15 protein-coding genes are annotated in these 15,170 nt (G+C 65.7%); 6 read left to right on the plus strand and 9 right to left on the minus strand.

What is annotated here, in order from left to right:
- Positions 1 to 118 precede the first annotated feature (118 nt).
- Positions 119 to 1,054: a cysteine synthase A gene (locus BVU17_04345; GenBank protein ID AUG46785.1), complete on the plus strand. Its 936-nt coding sequence runs from the start codon at positions 119 to 121 to the stop codon at positions 1,052 to 1,054.
- A gap of 7 nt (positions 1,055 to 1,061) precedes the next feature.
- On the opposite strand, the gene BVU17_04350 is transcribed toward BVU17_04345, so the two are convergent.
- Together BVU17_04350 and BVU17_04355 are read right to left on the minus strand one after the other, a co-directional pair.
- Positions 1,062 to 1,346 (minus strand): hypothetical protein, encoded by a 285-nt coding sequence (locus BVU17_04350; GenBank protein AUG46786.1) that lies wholly within the window; start codon positions 1,344 to 1,346, stop codon positions 1,062 to 1,064.
- 61 nt (positions 1,347 to 1,407) lie between these two features.
- Positions 1,408 to 2,019, minus strand: coding sequence for a translation initiation factor IF-2 subunit beta (locus BVU17_04355; protein ID AUG46787.1), 612 nt, complete (start codon positions 2,017 to 2,019; stop codon positions 1,408 to 1,410).
- Between the two features lie 97 nt (positions 2,020 to 2,116).
- Here BVU17_04355 and BVU17_04360 point away from each other — a divergent pair, with 97 nt between their 5' ends.
- Positions 2,117 to 2,494 (plus strand): transcriptional regulator, encoded by a 378-nt coding sequence (locus BVU17_04360; GenBank protein AUG46788.1) that lies wholly within the window; start codon positions 2,117 to 2,119, stop codon positions 2,492 to 2,494.
- 9 nt (positions 2,495 to 2,503) lie between these two features.
- On the plus strand, positions 2,504 to 3,220 hold the full coding sequence (locus BVU17_04365; GenBank protein ID AUG46789.1) for a hypothetical protein: 717 nt from the start codon (positions 2,504 to 2,506) through the stop codon (positions 3,218 to 3,220).
- 39 nt (positions 3,221 to 3,259) lie between these two features.
- On the opposite strand, the gene BVU17_04370 is transcribed toward BVU17_04365, so the two are convergent.
- Positions 3,260 to 4,393 (minus strand): poly-gamma-glutamate biosynthesis protein, encoded by a 1,134-nt coding sequence (locus BVU17_04370; GenBank protein AUG48835.1) that lies wholly within the window; start codon positions 4,391 to 4,393, stop codon positions 3,260 to 3,262.
- Positions 4,394 to 4,514: 121 nt separating this feature from the next.
- On the opposite strand from BVU17_04370, the gene BVU17_04375 reads away from it, so the two are divergent.
- Positions 4,515 to 4,886: a hypothetical protein gene (locus tag BVU17_04375; protein AUG46790.1), complete on the plus strand. Its 372-nt coding sequence runs from the start codon at positions 4,515 to 4,517 to the stop codon at positions 4,884 to 4,886.
- A gap of 36 nt (positions 4,887 to 4,922) precedes the next feature.
- Here BVU17_04375 and BVU17_04380 read toward each other — a convergent pair whose 3' ends face one another.
- From BVU17_04380 to BVU17_04405, 6 genes are all read right to left on the minus strand, one after another.
- The gene (locus BVU17_04380) at positions 4,923 to 6,746 is read right to left on the minus strand and encodes a succinate dehydrogenase (protein ID AUG46791.1); all 1,824 of its coding nucleotides are present in this window, start codon (positions 6,744 to 6,746) and stop codon (positions 4,923 to 4,925) included.
- Positions 6,747 to 6,840: 94 nt separating this feature from the next.
- Positions 6,841 to 8,316: a Na+/H+ antiporter NhaC gene (locus BVU17_04385; protein ID AUG46792.1), complete on the minus strand. Its 1,476-nt coding sequence runs from the start codon at positions 8,314 to 8,316 to the stop codon at positions 6,841 to 6,843.
- 202 nt (positions 8,317 to 8,518) lie between these two features.
- Positions 8,519 to 9,631 (minus strand): spermidine/putrescine ABC transporter ATP-binding protein, encoded by a 1,113-nt coding sequence (locus BVU17_04390; GenBank protein AUG46793.1) that lies wholly within the window; start codon positions 9,629 to 9,631, stop codon positions 8,519 to 8,521.
- Positions 9,632 to 9,656: 25 nt separating this feature from the next.
- Entirely contained in the window at positions 9,657 to 11,492 is a 1,836-nt protein-coding gene (locus tag BVU17_04395; protein ID AUG46794.1) for a sulfate ABC transporter permease, read from the minus strand.
- Between the two features lie 12 nt (positions 11,493 to 11,504).
- A complete protein-coding gene (locus BVU17_04400) occupies positions 11,505 to 12,617 on the minus strand; it encodes a thiamine ABC transporter substrate-binding protein (GenBank protein AUG46795.1) in 1,113 nt (370 codons plus the stop codon).
- Between the two features lie 64 nt (positions 12,618 to 12,681).
- Positions 12,682 to 13,074: a hypothetical protein gene (locus BVU17_04405; protein AUG46796.1), complete on the minus strand. Its 393-nt coding sequence runs from the start codon at positions 13,072 to 13,074 to the stop codon at positions 12,682 to 12,684.
- A gap of 122 nt (positions 13,075 to 13,196) precedes the next feature.
- Here BVU17_04405 and BVU17_04410 point away from each other — a divergent pair, with 122 nt between their 5' ends.
- Together BVU17_04410 and BVU17_04415 are read left to right on the plus strand one after the other, a co-directional pair.
- The gene (locus BVU17_04410; GenBank protein ID AUG46797.1) at positions 13,197 to 14,309 is read left to right on the plus strand and encodes a pyruvate dehydrogenase (acetyl-transferring) E1 component subunit alpha; all 1,113 of its coding nucleotides are present in this window, start codon (positions 13,197 to 13,199) and stop codon (positions 14,307 to 14,309) included.
- A 42-nt stretch (positions 14,310 to 14,351) separates the two neighbouring features.
- Positions 14,352 to 15,074, plus strand: coding sequence for a hypothetical protein (locus tag BVU17_04415; protein ID AUG46798.1), 723 nt, complete (start codon positions 14,352 to 14,354; stop codon positions 15,072 to 15,074).
- Positions 15,075 to 15,170 lie beyond the last annotated feature (96 nt).

Below are 15,170 nucleotides of genomic sequence, written 5' to 3' on the forward strand. Positions count from 1 at the left end.
ACTGGACACATCGGACGGGGCCGACATAAGCTTCTGGAGACTCGGAATCGAGTGAATGTCTTCAACCCACAGTATTCTGGGTACTCCGTTACGGGGGCCACTGGCCTTCTCCCGATGTATGCAGTCGTACGCCCAGCGAGATGACGACGGCACTGTCGCGGCCAGCGTGACCGACCTTATCGGCGATACGCCGCTGGTCTGTCTCGACGGCTTCGCAGACAACCTACTCGGGAAGGTCGAAGCGGCAAACCCCTACTCGGTGAAGGACCGCATCGCGCTGTACATGGTCGAGGCGGCCGCGGAGTCCGGGGCTCTCGCCGACGACGGGACGGTCGTCGAGGCGACCAGCGGTAACACCGGTATCGGACTGGCCGCTGTCTGCGCTGCACGGGGGTACGACTGCGTGCTGACGATGCCAGAGTCGATGAGCGAGGAGCGCCGGCAGTTGCTGTCGGGGCTGGGCGCAGACCTCGAACTCACGCCGGCCGACGACGGAATGAGCGGCGCTATCGAGCGGGCGAACGAACTCGCAGACGCCCCTGGCACCGTCCGCGCCCGGCAGTTTGAGAACGAGGCGAACCCGCGCGCCCACCGCGAGACGACGGGGCCGGAGATCTGGTCGGATACGGGCGGTGACGTGGACGCCGTCGTCGCCGGTGTCGGGACCGGCGGGACGATCACCGGCATCTCGGAGTACATCAAGGAGGAGGTCGGTACGGACCTCACCTCGGTCGCCGTCGAGCCGGAACAGTCGCAACTGCTCTCGGCAGATGACCCGGACAGCCACGACATCCAGGGCATCGGGCCCGGGTTTGTTCCGGACGTTCTCCGGCGTGACCTCATCGACGAGGTGCGGACCGCGAGCAAGGCGGCCTCCACCGACGCGGCCCGACGACTCGCCAGTGAAGAGGGCATCATGGTCGGTATCTCGTCGGGCGCAGCGCTACACGCGGCCGCGGAGTACGCCACCGAGAATCCCGACGAGACGGTGGTCGTCGTTCTGCCGGACACCGGCGAACGATACCTCTCGACGGATCTCTGGAACGGCGACTGAGTGGGCTTCACCGGACGAACTCGTGGGGGTTCGTGTCCTCGGTCAGCGCCCGGGCGTCGTCAGCCGTCTCGAACGCTTCACCCGCCAGCAGAAGGTACAGCGCACACCCGGTAGCGAGGAGGACGCCCGCGAGTGGCATCGCGAACGTGGCGCCCGTCACGAGGGGGAGCAACTGGACGACGGCGATACCGCCGAACGCGACGACGCCGACCCAGCGGCTCCAGGGTTTCCGGAGCGCGAGCGCTAGTACTGCGACGGCGTACAGGCCCGCCTCGCCGTGGTTATCGAGCATACTACGGCACTGAGCAGGCGAAATAAATGCTTTCTGTGGTGTCTCCCGTCCGGTGAACGGTCTACTGAACGCGACCGAACGCCAGCGTGCCGCTGATGCTCTCGATGTAGGCGTCGACGACCTGCCCTTCTCGCGCTCCGGAGACGAAGATGGTGTACTTCCCTTTCTCGGCGACGCCGTCGCCCTCGCGGCCCGTGCCGGTAATCTTGACCTCGTAGGTCTCGCCCTCTTCGAGCGTGGGTCGGTCCTGCTGGGTGTTCGAACTCGCGCCCTTGGCGACCGGGCGGAACGCACCACAGGCCTGACAGCGCAGCATGTCGACGCCGTCCTCGTTCTTGAGGACGGTGTCGGGCAGGCCACACTCGGAACAGGTGACGTATTCGGCGACGTACGCGTCGATAGCGGCCTCGAAATCAGCGGTGTCGAACGACCCGTTGTAGCGGGCTTCGCCGCCGTCGAACTGGCCGTTGGTCCCGAACTCGCGCTGGATGGCTCGGTGGAGGTGCTGGGCGTCCCGCGAGACGGCGTCAGCGACTGCCTCCAAGTTTGTCAGGCGTGTGAACGCACCGTCAGTTTGGCCTTCGGGGTCCGGAATCGAGAGCCGTTCACCGGCTTCCCGGGGCTGGTCTGGTAGCACGTCATACGCACGCTGTAGGGCGGACTCGTAGTTCATACGTTTTAGACGGCACTGACACGTAAATGGATTCCGTCACATCTGCGATTACCCAGCGGCCAATGACGTTAATACTGAGAGTGGATAATTGTTTGACATGGATCAGCACGAACAGCCTGCGGAGACGCCGGGACTCACGTCCGAGCGACTCGATACGCTATTACGGGCGCTGGCAGCCGAGCCCCGGCGGATGATATACACTTACCTCACCGAACACGACTCGGCCTCGCTCGCGGAACTCACTGATGTGGTCATAGGCTGGACGAAAGCGCGTGGGCGAGCCACCGACGCCTGCAACTGGGACGATACCCGCACGTCGCTCCACCACCGCCACCTCTCGGTTCTCGATGACGCTGGCATTGTTAGCTACGATGCTGACCAGCAGACCGCGACGCTGGTGTCGCTGCCGCCCTCAGCGACCGAGGTTCTTGCAACGATAATCGATCTGGATGGTGGGACAGACCGCGGAGACTGACGAGAGGCGATGACAGTCAGCACGCTTCTTCGACGGTTCGAGCGCTCGGACGTAGCGGTGACTGTGTATGGCCCGTCCGAAGCGACCGCTGTGGTTGAGCGTCTCGAAAGCCAGGGTCTCACCGCCACTTGGCGGAGGCTCCCGACCGGCCAGCAAGATGCGTTTGCCGTCATCCGTCGGGACGGCGTGTTCGCCGAGGCAATCCCCCTCACCGCGCTGCAGGCATTTCTGTGCAAGCCGACGGTCCGTTCCGGCGATAGCGGACCGCCTGACAGTGACCCGGGCAGACAGCTTCTCTACTCGGCGCTTGCGAACACACTCCTATCATCGCTCACGCCGGCACAGTTGCTTGAAACGTCCCACGAGTTCGAGGACAGAGCCTACCGTGTCGGGGAAGGTACCCTTCGAGTGAGCTTCCAGTCGCTGTCGATCTTCCGCTCTCAGCGCGCCCGGTATGAGACGCTTGCCAGCGACACGACCCTCGATATCCACGTCTACGGACAGGACGACTGGGAGCCGCCGAGTTGCGGCATTACCTTCCATCCGCTCACAGGCACCGCCCTCGAACAGGTGTGGTTGCTGGCATTCGACGCTGCCGGTGACAACCAGAACAAGTGTGCGCTTGTCGCCGAAGAAACGGATGATGGCCCGTTCCGGGGCCTCTGGACGTACAGCCCACGGCTCGTCGACGAAATAATGGCCGCGGTTGTGGCTGTTGATAGGTAGCAGCCGAACCCGCACCAAGTCGGAAACACACAACAGATGTTATGCCGGACACGACAGCGGAATCCGGAGTCTACGGCCGGCACGGTCGATACGGTCGATAGCTGTTCCGAAGGGCCGAGAGCGCTCTCGTACTGTCTCACGAAGCCACGCCGCTACCGCGCTGTCGGCGCGTCTGACCTGCGTGTACGCGTTCTCGACCGGCGTGAGTTCGAGCGCGGCCAGCTGCCCGGCCTCGATGTGCAGTTCGAACAGGAAGCTCCGGTCGTTGCGATAGCCGTCCTTGACCGCGTAGTCGTCGACGAAGTTGCCGGTGTCGTACATGATGGGGCGACCGCGATACACCTCGATCCCCTGAATAACGTGGGCGCTGTGGCCGTGGACCACGTCGGCCCCGTTGTCAATCAGCCAGCGGGCGAACGCCTGCTGTGTTTCGGCTGGCTCTGTCACCCAGTTTGGTCCCCAGTGGGTAGTGGCGACGAGCAGGTCCGGGTCGGCGTCGCGAGCCGCCGCCAGCGCGCTCCCGACGCGGCGGCGAGTCAGCGGGTGGCTCGGGTCAAGCGGTGCGTAGGCCGTGCCGGGGCTGTCCCGTCCGGCGGCGTAGCTGGGCGACTGGTCAGTGACGGCCACGACGGCGACAGAGAGACCGCCGATTTCGACGGTTGCTGGCTCGAATGCCGTCTTTCTACCGGCCCCAGCCCCGGCTGAGGCGATGCCAGCGTCGGCGAGGTGGGTCGGCGTGTCCACGAGCGCTGCCGGGCCGAAATCGAGCAGGTGGTTGTTCGCCAGTCCGACACACGAGACGCCGACGCGGTCTAGCGCGGGTACGGCCCATCCCGGGCTCGCTCGGAAGTGGAACCTACGGCCGGGCCGCGGTTCGCCACGGTCCGAGAGACAGCATTCGAGGTTCGCCACCAGCCCATCGAGCGACTGGAGCCGGTCGAGCATCGACCCCCAGACGGCGGTCGGTCCGTCGGGGGCATCGCGCCAGCGTTCGTCGACGCTCCGGCCCAGCATGACATCGCCGACGAAGCCGATGCGCAGCGACGCGTCGGTCGGGACTGAGGGCGGACACGACACGTCCGCGTCGCCGGCACCCAGACAGCCTGAAACGGCGGTGAGACTCCCGAGTGCGGGACCACCGCTGGCGAGGACGGTCCGGCGAGTCGGTGCCACAGTGAATAGAGCGTCGGCGGGGACCGTCTTGAATCTCGGTGACATAAAAAGCCACCTGGAGTGTGCCGTGTCGGGACACACTCCAGCTGATTACTTTCAGTTACCGACACTCTGTTAACGTATGTCAAGCGATACTGCACGCGACCACGACAAGGACGAGGAGTGTACGACCACGGAGTCGTTTGCCGATCACGGCCTCAAGGACGGCAGCGTCCTCATCAGCCGGACGTACAACCGAATCGCGGCGGACGGCGAACCCACGTTCGAACCGACCCCGGAGTTTTTCGACACGCTGGAGGCGGCGTTCATTTGGGCCTACATCGGTACGATTGACGAACCCGGAGTTCCGCCGCACGTCGACGCGGCCATCGAAGACGCGCGTGAGTTCACGCGTCAAGAGTTCGCGGACGACCCTGATGCGGACCTTAGAACAGACGTGATTCCGACGTTCTACCAGCAGGTCGCCGGCTTCCACTGCGCCTACCGGGATTAACAAAACAATCGCGAACAGACTGCGTAACGGACCGGCCTATTCGAGGTGGTGGTAGTCGAGTTCGTAGCCGACATCGACTGCCTCGCTGACTTCGTCGCTCGGCTCGCCGACGCCGCGAGTCGTCAGTTCGAGCCCGGTGTCGCCGCGGTTCACGAGGATGTTTCTCCGCCAGTCGGGGTCCACGTCGGAGGCGTCGGTGCGGTAGTGTGCGCCGCGTGACTCGTCGCGCTCGCGCGCGCTCAACAGCAACGCCTCAGCGACCGTGAGGCTGAACGAAAGGTCGACAGCGAGTTCGAACGACAGGCTGGTTCGGTCGCCGTCGACGCCGATGTCCCCCGTCCGCTCGCGCAGGTCCCGAAGTTTCTCCAGCCCGGCCGACAGCGAGTCCTCGGTGCGGAGGATGCCGGCATGCTCCCACAGCAAGTCGCCGAGGTCCGCGAGGAGTTGTTCGGGAGTCTCATCGCCGTCCGAGGCTGCCAGTTCCCGCAGCGACCGGAACTCGCGCTCGGCGACGGCACGCTGTCCGTCCGGCAGGGCGTCGTCGCGGTCGTCATCTGTTACCTGCGCCGCGACGTGGTCGCCGACGAGCGCTCCGATGGCGACCGTCTCCGCAAGTGAGTTCCCGCCGAGGCGGTTCGCACCGTGAACGCCTGCGACTGTCTCACCGACAGCGTAGAGTCCACCAACGCCGGTTTCCCCGGTCTCGAAGTCGATATCGACGCCACCCATCGAATAGTGGGCTGTTGGCGCGACTTCCATTGGCTTCTCTGTGATGTCGACGCCGAGGTCCATGAACCGCTCGTACATCCGCGGGAGCCGCGATTTGATGTACTCGTCGTCACGATGGGAGATATCCAGATAGACGCCGCCGTTCTCCGTTCCACGGCCTTCGCGGAGTTCCTGTGCGATGGCGCGGGCCACCACGTCCCGCGCGTCGAGTTCCATCTGGTCCGGGGAGTACTCCTCCATGAACCGCTCGCCCTTGGCGTTGAGCAACCGACCGCCCTCGCCGCGGACCGCTTCGGTGACGAGTCGGCCGTCCCAGTCCTCGCCGTAGCGGTCGCCGACCATCCCCGTCGGGTGGAACTGGACGAACTCCATGTCCATCAGCGACGCACCGGCGTCGAGCGCCAGCGCCGGGCCGTCGCCGTTGTTCTCCTCGTCGCGCGAGGAGTGGCGGTTGTACAGTGCGGAGGAGCCACCCGCCGCCAGGACGACGTGGTTCGATTCGAAGAGAATGAACTCGCCGCTCTCCATGTCGTAGCCGGCCGCGCCGTAGACGCGGTCGCCGTCCGAGAGCAGGCGCGTAACCATCACGTTGTCGCGGTAGGGAATTTCGAGCGACTGGGCCCTGTCGACGAGCGTGTCCAGCATCGCCTCGCCCGTGCGGTCGCCGACGAAGCAGGTCCGGCGGAACGACTGCGCGCCGAAGTACCGCTGATTTATCTTGCCGTCTTCGGTGCGGTCGAACGGCATCCCCCAGTCGTCGAGTTCCCGGATGCGGTCGGGCATGTGCTTGGCGGTTAGCTCGACCGCTTTCGGATCGTTGATGAAATGCCCTTCGTCCAGCGTATCCGCCGCATGGATGGTCCAGTCGTCTTCGGGGTCCAGCGACCCCAGCGAGGCGTTGATACCGCCGGCCGCCCACGTCGTGTGGGCGTCGCCGTGGTCCCGCTTGCCGATGACCAGCGGCTCGACACCGTTCTCGGCAAGTCCGATGGCAACCCGCGCCCCGGCAGCGCCAGCGCCGATGACCAGCACTGGAACCGACACCGTCTCGTAGTCGACTGCCGGGCCTGCGTCGCTCGCCCGACCGTCGGCAGCCTGCTCGCCGTCAGCGGATGGCTTCTGTGGTGTCATCATGTCGTGTAAGGGCTGTGCACTTATCAGGGCTTCGCGCGCACGCGCACGCGGAGCCGCCGAAGCCTGCCCTTACTGTCGGTGGTCAGGGCCGTTAGTCCTCGCCAGCCGTCACCGACCCAGTGCCACCGGACTGCATGGCCGTCTCGTCGGCGTCAGCTCGGTCCGCAGAGACAATCTGCCAGCCGGTGACCCCCATGAACAGCAGTACGAGCGGCGAGAGGAAGCCAAAGAAGTAGTACGGTGCGTATTCAAGCGTCGGGACCCCGAGCGTGCCGGCCATGAACAGCCCGCCGCTGCTCCACGGAATAAGCGCACTCGTCGTCGTGCCCGACGCTTCGATGGCCCGGGAGAGGTTCTGACTATCGAGTCCCTGTTCGTTGTACAGATTCCCGAGCGTCATCCCCGGGACCACGATACTCACGTACTGTTCCGCCGCGAGGATATTCATCGAGACGGCGGACACAGCGGTCACGCCCGTGAGGCTCGCAACGCTGTGGCAGAGTCGGCCGAGATGGTGGGAAAGGACCGCCAGCACACCGGCCCGTTCGAGCAACCCGCCCAGCGCGAGCGCGGCGATCGCGATCGTCACAATCCATGCGCCGCCGGTCAGCCCGCCGCTCTCTAGGAGTCCGTTCACGAGTTCCATGCCTGTTTCTGGGGCCGTCCCGGACTGTGCCGCCGACCAGGCAGCGCCGAATCCGGTTCCCTGCACGAGCATCGCGGTCCCGACGCCCGCGAAGACGCCTGTTCCGAGCGTCGGCAGGGCGGGGATGCCACGCAGCGCAAGTCCAAAGGTCACGACGACCGGCAAAAATACGAGCGGCGAGACGACGTACGTGGTTTCAATGGCCGCCTGAATGGACGCAACGCGGTCCGAGGGAATGGCCCCAGCGGCCCGCAGTCCGAGGCCGGCGTACAGGAGGACGGCAATCGTGAACGCGACGAGCGTGCCGGCCCGCATCGCGTTGATGTGTTCGTACAGGTCCGTGTCTGTCACTGCGGCGGCCAGGTTCGTCGTATCCGAGAGCGGAGACTGCTTGTCTCCCGTGTATGCCCCGCTGAGAATCGCGCCGGCAGTCATCGGCTCGGAAATTCCCAGGCCCGACCCGATACCGATGAGCGCGACCCCGAGCGTCCCGGCCGTCGTCCACGAGGAGCCAACGGCGAAGGAGATGATCGCGGAGAGGATAGCCGCCACCGGGAGAAACACCGTCGGTGTGAACAACTCCAGCCCGAAGTACATAAGACTGGGAATCGTGCCCGCCTGAATCCACGACGCGATGAGCGCGTACACGGTGAACATGATGAGAATCACACGCATGCCCATGAGCAGGCTGCTGGCGATCCCGTCGTACAGGTCTTCCCACGTCAGCCCGAGGTGATACCGTGCGAACAGGCCGGTGAAGGCAATCCCCCAGAACAGCGGGAACTGTGGGTCCAAGTCGAAGGCAATGAGGCCCACACTGAGGAACACGATCATTCCCGCAATCGGCACGAGCGCGGCACCCAGCGACGGGCGCTCAGACGGGTCGATATCGTCGAAAAGCCGGGGTTCGAACTCGACCATCACCGCCCCCCGTCGCGCCTATCCGGCAGGACTCTGGCGTGGCTCTGGTCTGGAACCGGTGCTTCCCGCCAGCCCTGTCGAGACGCTCCGATACGCCCGTTTCGAACAGTTGCGACGGCACCGCGTGTCATACTGATATCGGCGATAGCCACAGGTGGGTTAAAACAGACTTCATTCCGGTGCCGGCGTGTGGATTGGTAGCTTACGACTGCCTGTCGACGATGTGGGTGTCTGTCGGGGCAAAACCGACAGTCACGGTGCCGGTCGGCGGGTCTTCGGCTCGCAACAGGAGTTCTCGGCCCTTCCAGTCGAGGTGCACACGCGTGGTCTCCCCGAGGAACTCCGCGCTCGTGACGGTCGCCGTCAGCGCGTTTCGGTCGGCGTCGACAGCAAGCCGCTCCGGCCGAACGCAGAACGTGAGTTGGTCCCCGGACGAGACTGTCGCCGGGTCGCCGTCACCTTCCAGAGCAACTGCAAGCGTCGTCCCGTCGACCGTCACGTCCGCGATGGGTTGGCCACTCTCAGCACCAGAATCGCCGACATCATCGGTCGACCGCACCGCGGTTACCGCACCACTGAGAACGTTGTTGTCGCCGACAAAGGTGGCGACGAACTCAGTCGCCGGCTCGCGGTAGATGGTCCGCGGTGGCGCGACCTGTTCCGGTGTCCCGTCGCGCATGACTGCCACGCGGTCGGACACGGCCAGGGCCTCCTCCTGGTCGTGGGTGACATAAATCGTCGTAATACCCAGCTCCTGCTGAATCTCGCGAACCTGCACACGCAACCGTTCCCGGAGCTTCGCATCGAGGGCGCTCATCGGCTCATCGAGCAAGAGCACGTCGGGGCCGGGAGCCAGTGCGCGGGCCATCGCTACTCGCTGTTGCTGACCGCCGGACAGCGTGTCGGGGTCCCGGTCAGCCATCCCGCCGAGGTCCACCAGTTCAAGCAGCTCACGCACCCGGGCCTCGTCGCTGCCGCCGCCCGGCGGGTCGGTGAAGGAGAGTCCGTAAGCGATGTTCTCCCCGACGGTCATGTGCGGGAACAGCGCGTAATTCTGGAAGACGACGCCCACGTCGCGGTCCTCCGGCGGGACGCCGGTGGCTGACGTGCCGCCGAATCGGACTTCGCCCTGTGTGGGGTCTTCGAACCCGGCGATAAGCCGGAGTGTCGTCGTTTTCCCACAGCCGGAGGGACCGACCAGCGTGAAGAACTCGCCGTCCTGAATCGACAGCGAGAGGTCGGAGACGGCGGTCGTCTCGCCGTAGCGTCTGGTGACGCCGTCGAGTTCGACCGCCGGCGGGGCAGTCCGGTTCACGGCAGCACTGTCTGATCGGGGTCCCTTAGAACCCAACGTCGTCACCTCCCAGCCGGTCGATGAGCAGGAAGCTCGCGCTGGTAACCACGAGCAAAACGACACCCATCGCTGTCGCGGGACCGAGGCGGCGACCGATGAACCGCTCGATGGCGATTGGCATCGTGAACTGGTTCGTCCCCGAGGCAAGCACAATCGTCGCCGAGAACTCCCCGATAGAGATAGCGAACGCGAAGGCGGCCCCAGCGATAACGGCTGGCCACACGAGCGGCAGTTCGATGTCCAGCAGCGCTCTGGCACGCGGCGCGCCGAGCGCGCGGGCCGATTCGACCAGCGTGTGGTCGATGCTTTCGAGGCCGGGCGCGACCGTCCGAACGACGAACGGGTAGCCAGCGACGGCGTGGGCGGCGATGATAGCGAGACCGCCACCGACGGCGAGACGGGTGCCGCCGATTTCGAAACCGAAAACGAGGCCCCGGAGCAGGCCGAGGCCGACGACGATGCCCGATACGGCGAGCGGCGCCATCGCGACGGCGTCGACGACCTTTCGGCCGCGGTAGTCCCGCGTCGTCAACACGGCCACGACGACGCCCATCGGCAGGGCGACGGCGAGGGAGGCGACCCCGAACAGCAGCGAGTTCCGAACGGCGTCCCACGGCTGAACCTGGAACGACGCGCCGGTCGTCTGCCGCTCGACGAGGAACCGGTAGTTCGACAGCGTCAGCCCCTCCGGCCCGCTGAGGCTGGCCAGCACCATGCTCGCTATCGGCGCGACGAACACCGCCAGCGCGACGACGGCGTAGGCGGCGAGCCCGACTCTGGGGAGCAGTTCGCGAGGCGAGAGCGACGGCGGGACCAGCGGCCGGCGCGGCAGCGGCCGAATTCCCCGCGACCGGACGGTATGCTTGGCTTCGTACCGGAGATACGCGTACAGCAGGCCCAGCGAGATGCCGAGTTCGATGAGCGCGAGGGCGGCCGCTTCGGCGTACTCCAGATCGCGGATGAGCCGATAGACGAACACTTCGACGGTCGCCAGCTGGAAGCCGCCCAGCGCGAGGACGATGGGAAACGTGCTGAAGGTGAACACGAAGGTAAGCGCCCCGCCCATCAGCACCGACGGGTACAGTTGCGGGGCGACCACGTCGCGGAACGCACGGAGCGGGCTCGCGCCGAGGCTCCGGGCCGTCTCGACCGCGCTGGCGTCGACGGACTCCCAGGCGGCGGTCGTCACCCGTGCCACCAGCGGCGCGTTGTAGAACGCGTGGGCGACGACGACGGCTTCGAGCGTGAACAGGAGATTGACCGGCCCGAGGCCGAGCGCGCCGAGAACGGCGTTGAGCGTCCCCCGCTGTCCGAACGTGGCGACGAAGCCGACGGCGACCATGATGGACGGGAGGACGAACGGGAGGATGGTCAGCGACCGGAGCGTCCGCCGGCCGGGGAACTCGTAGCGGGCCAGCAGATACGCCGCCGGAAGACCGAGTGCAACGCTGGCGACCGTCGACAGCGCCGCCTGGTACGCCGTGAAGCCGATGACGCCCAGCCGTCGGCCCGGCGAGCGGACGCTCTCGATGACGGCTCCGACTGGCTCGCCGGCGAGCACCCGCGCCGGCTCGCCGAGGTAGAACGGGTCCCGGAGTATCGAGACGAACACCCGCGCTGTCAGGCGGCCGTCGACGAGGACGCTGTCGACGAACACCGTCGCCACCGGGTAGTAGAAGATGCCGAGCAGCAGGGCGACGGTCCCCGCCGCGAGCGCGACGAGGGCGCGGCGTTCGACGCTGTCGCGGATAGCGCGGCGCCGAACGCCGTCGCCACTGCCGCCAGCCTCGCCGTCTCCGCCGCCGTCGGAATCTCGGGCCACAGTCCGTGGTCGTTAGTTCGAGGCGAACTGCCGTTCCCAGTCGGAGATCCAGCCCGAGACGGAACCCTTGAGTTCGTCGTAGCCGAAGGTGACCGGCTCCGGGGGCTCCTGTGCGAGCTCGGCGTAGTCCGCGGGGAGTTCGGCGGATTCCGTCGCCGGGAACTGGACGTTCCGGACGGCGATTTCGCCCTGAATCTCCGGCCGCAACAGGAAGCCCATGAACTCCCGGGCGAGGTCGGGCGTGTCCGCGCCCTCGAAGACCGCCATCCCCTCGGGGTTGGCGTAGCCCTGGTCGTTCAGGAAGCGAATCTGGTGTTTCGCCAAGTTGGCGTCGTTCTGGTCGGCAAACACTTGGTCGGTGGAGTAGGAGACGACCATCGGCGCTTCGCCGCCCGACCACGCGCTGTATGCGTCACTCCAGGAGCCAAGCACCCGAACGTCGTTGTCCTGCAGGTCGCTCCAGTAGTCCAGATAGCCGTCCGGGCCGAACTGCTTGATTGTGTGCAGCAAGAACGCCCGCCCGGTCGCGGAACTGGCGGGGTTTTGCGTGATGAGGTCGCCAGCGTGTTCCTCGGCCAGCAGACCGTCGAACGTCTCGGGTGCCGTAGTGGCTGTGCCGTCGAACACCAGGCTGATGTAGCCGGTGTCGTAGGGAATCGCCCGCCCGTTGGGGTCGAACTGTAACCCCGGCTTGATGTCGTCCTGCCCGGCAACGTCGCCGACCTCGGCGAACAGCCCGTCATCGAGATTCTCGTCGACCCGGACGAGGTGGTCCGTGTTCAGTCCGAGGTACATGTCGGCCTCGATGTCGACGCCGGCGTTGCGGCGTTCGATGTAGTGGTTGACCTCGTTGCTCGGCGTCTGCCAGATCAGGCGGGCGTCGAACTCCTCCTCGAAGCGCTGTTTCACCCACGCACCCGGACTCGTCGACGGCGAGTCGACGAACGCGCTGTACGTCCCGACGACCAGCGTCTCGTCGGCACTCCCGGCGTCGCTGGTGCTCGTCCCGGTGCCCGTCGACTCGTCCGTGCTCGATTCCTCGCCACCGCCGCCCAGCCCGGCACAGCCGGCCGACGAAACCGACACCGCCGCGCCGGCCGCTGTCAGGAAGGAACGCCTATCCATTACTCCGTGGTCACACCCAGTGGTACTTAATCTCGGTGTTCCTGAATTCTAAGGTCTCAGACGTTCAAATACCTGCAGCGGCCGTTATTATCCCGCGGTACTGCAGGATGGCGATTGAGTTGTAGGCGACGACCGCGAGCGTCACTACTGCGAACAGGGCGAGAAAGACCGTCGCGTTGCGCTCGGAGAGCAGTCGCCACCCGGCGACCAGCCACAGCATCGCCCCGAACTTCACGACCCAGAGGCCCGCCAGCCCGAACTCCGCAAGCATCGTGCTGACGACGACGTTGCCCTCCTGCAGGCCGACCGTGAGGCCGGTCATCGTCAGGAGGACGTCACCGACTGTTGCGACGAGGATGACTGTCCAGAGCACCGCATGCGTAGGCGACAGGTGGTGTTCTCGCCAGAGTGTCCCCCTCTCACTGTCTGCCTCCGGACCCTCTTTGCCGAGCATCATGGCTATGTTGGGCGGAAATGGCATGAATACTCGGGCCAGATTGTCGGTGCGTGCTGGAGTGGCTTGACTGACCAGAGCCGAACACAGCTTTTTGACGGTCCTCTCCGAGGGTAGAATACGAAATGACACAGGACGTTCTCAACCGAGCGCCTGACGACCGTATACAGGCGCTCGATTCAGAGGGTGAGATCGTCGACCCGGACCTCATCCCGGACCTGTCTGATGAGGAACTGGTGTCGATGTACCGCGATATGCGCTTTGCCCGCCGGTTCGACGAGCGGATGATAAGCCTCCAGCGACAGGGTCGGCTCGGCACCTACTCATCGCTGGCGGGCCAAGAGGGGGCACAGGTCGGGTCGACGTACGCGCTGGCCGACGAGGACACCATCTTCTACCAGTACCGGGAACACGGCGCGCTCGTCGCCCGTGGGCTCCCCTGGGAGTACGTTCTCTACTGGATGGGTCACGAAGCGGGTAACGCCGCTCTCGGCGACGTGAACGTGTTCCCGCTGAACATCTCCATCGGCGCGCATCTGCCCCACGCCGTCGGGTGGTCGTGGGCGGCGAGAAAAAATGGCGACGAGCGAGCGGGCGTCGTCCACTTCGGCGACGGGGCCACCAGCGAGGGAGACTTCCACGAGGCGATGAACTTCGCGGGCGTGTTCGAGACGCCGACGGTGTTCTTCTGTAACAACAACCAGTGGGCCATCTCCGTGCCGCGGGAGCGCCAGACCGCCAGCGAGACGCTCGCGCAGAAAGCCGACGCCTACGGCTTCGACGGCGTGCAGGTCGACGGCATGGACCCCCTTGCGACCTACACCGTCACCGAAGCCGCCAGAGAGCGGGCTGTGGGAGCCGACGGCGGGGAGCAGGAGCCCATCTTCGTCGAAGCCGTCCAGTACCGCTTCGGTGCGCACACGACCGCCGACGACCCGGACGTGTACCGGGACGAGGCGGAGGTCGAGCAGTGGCGCGAACGCGACCCGCTGGACCGCATGGAAGCGTTTCTCCGGAACTGCAGTCTACTGGACGACAGGAAACTCGACGTGATGGACGACACCATCGACGAGCGCCTCGGCGAGATTATCGACAACGCCGAGGCCCACGCCGCGGACCCGACGGACCTCTTCGCCGACGTGTACGCCGAGTCGACGCCGAATATCGACGAGCAACGCGAGTACTTCGAGAGGCTCCGAGAACGCCACGGCGACGACGCGCTACTGGAGTCCGAGTAGCCGACCGAGCCTGTTATTGCCGTCCCCGCGCTCCCGTCTACTGTGACTGAGTGGCCACCGGCGGACCCCGCCGACGCAACGGCCGTTGCACAGCAGCGTGACGAACTGGTCGCGGCGGTCCGCGACCACGCCGGACAGGTCGCCTACCAGCTCGCCCGGCTGGAGGGCGGCGACTACGGACAGGCGGATATCGAGACCGACCGCGGCGAGTGGACCGTAAAATACGAGGGCGGCGACCTGGAGTATCTCCGATTCTCGCCCTCGCGGGGCTCGGACACGTACGTCATCTCGACCAAACAGCCACCGGAGCCGGAGCCGCTGGCTGACGCGCTCGCAGACTACGACGCCTTCGTGGCGGGGTTCAACGACTACGTCGCGTCGCTCGACGGCGTACTCGATGATGTGTCGACAGAGTTCCCGGACATCGCAACGACCGACGGCGTCGTGGCCGAGCGGGACCGTGTCCTCGGCCGAATCCGTGAAATCTGTGACCAGATCGCGCGGGAACTCCAGCGCTACGAGGGCGGCGACTACGGGACCTTCACCAGCCGCATCGGGGGCACGCGCTGGGAACTGAAGTGGGACACCGACGGGGCGTCGTATCTCCGGGTCGGCGGGAGCAGCGGGCTCTATCTCCTCTCGCAGTACGAGCCCCCCTCGGCAGCCGACATCCGCGAATATGCCCCACAGTTCGCGGATTTTGTCGACGCGTACAACGACCACGTCGAGGAACTGGAATCGGACCTCGGAGCCGTCGACCTCTGACCGGCCGGTCCCGCTTTCGACATTGCCTCCGCCGAGCGGCCGGTGTGTCTCTCGATTAACACCAGTCTCGAATAATCGCCATACAGCGACCGGATT

The sequence above is a fragment of the Haloarcula taiwanensis genome, assembly GCA_002844335.1.
Lineage (GTDB): Archaea > Halobacteriota > Halobacteria > Halobacteriales > Haloarculaceae > Haloarcula > Haloarcula taiwanensis.

Excerpts from the sequence above, each read along its gene's own strand:
- BVU17_04400 (AUG46795.1), bottom strand. The coding sequence starts at position 12,617 with ATGGATAGGCGTTCCTTCCTGACAGCGGCCGGCGCGGCGGTGTCGGTT.
- BVU17_04380 (AUG46791.1), bottom strand. The coding sequence starts at position 6,746 with ATGACACCACAGAAGCCATCCGCTGACGGCGAGCAGGCTGCCGACGGT.
- BVU17_04350 (AUG46786.1), bottom strand. The coding sequence starts at position 1,346 with ATGCTCGATAACCACGGCGAGGCGGGCCTGTACGCCGTCGCAGTACTA.
- BVU17_04360 (AUG46788.1), top strand. The coding sequence starts at position 2,117 with ATGGATCAGCACGAACAGCCTGCGGAGACGCCGGGACTCACGTCCGAG.
- BVU17_04375 (AUG46790.1), top strand. The coding sequence starts at position 4,515 with ATGTCAAGCGATACTGCACGCGACCACGACAAGGACGAGGAGTGTACG.
- BVU17_04365 (AUG46789.1), top strand. The coding sequence starts at position 2,504 with ATGACAGTCAGCACGCTTCTTCGACGGTTCGAGCGCTCGGACGTAGCG.
- BVU17_04405 (AUG46796.1), bottom strand. The coding sequence starts at position 13,074 with ATGATGCTCGGCAAAGAGGGTCCGGAGGCAGACAGTGAGAGGGGGACA.
- BVU17_04410 (AUG46797.1), top strand. The coding sequence starts at position 13,197 with ATGACACAGGACGTTCTCAACCGAGCGCCTGACGACCGTATACAGGCG.
- BVU17_04385 (AUG46792.1), bottom strand. The coding sequence starts at position 8,316 with ATGGTCGAGTTCGAACCCCGGCTTTTCGACGATATCGACCCGTCTGAG.
- BVU17_04355 (AUG46787.1), bottom strand. The coding sequence starts at position 2,019 with ATGAACTACGAGTCCGCCCTACAGCGTGCGTATGACGTGCTACCAGAC.
- BVU17_04345 (AUG46785.1), top strand. The coding sequence starts at position 119 with ATGCAGTCGTACGCCCAGCGAGATGACGACGGCACTGTCGCGGCCAGC.